The sequence below is a fragment of the Paenibacillus sp. N119s genome (assembly GCF_059447605.1).
Window position 1 is genome coordinate 1 of record NZ_JCAJRU010000516.1, and the last position, 462, is coordinate 462.

A 462-nucleotide genomic window follows, 5' to 3' on the forward strand; every position below is an offset into this window, starting at 1 on the left:
GGGTTATACGGCTTGGACACGCCGTGTAGAGGAGGGCGCGCTGTATACGCTGGAAATGGTGGATTACCGTGAACAGCAAACCTATGCAGAAGCGCTGGAAGCGAAGGCGACGGAAATTCAAAGCAGCATGGACCTGTCTGCAGGACCTTTGGTGAAGCTTGGATTGTTCCGCACAACCGAGGGCGACCATCTGCTGATCGCCATTCACCACTTGGTGGTGGACGGAGTGTCGTGGCGGATTCTGTTTGAAGATTTTTCGACAGGCTACGAGCAGGCGATCAAGGGTGATCCTGTACGATTGCCATATAAAACGGATTCCTTCCAAACGTGGGCACAGGAGTTGACGGCTTATACTCATCGTTCTGCGGCCGCATCGGATGGGTCATATTGGAAGCAGGTAGAGCAGGCCAAAGCTGCGATCGCTCCGCTGCCTAAGGATTTTGCCTACGAAGGCTCCTTGAA

General features: G+C 53.9%; 1 protein-coding gene. It reads left to right on the forward strand.

The genetic code is table 11. The annotated features are described in order from the left end of the window. Positions 1-462, forward strand: a 462-nt coding sequence (locus tag AC5V8P_RS26100) for a condensation domain-containing protein (protein WP_495474117.1), incomplete at both ends; no start/stop codon positions are given.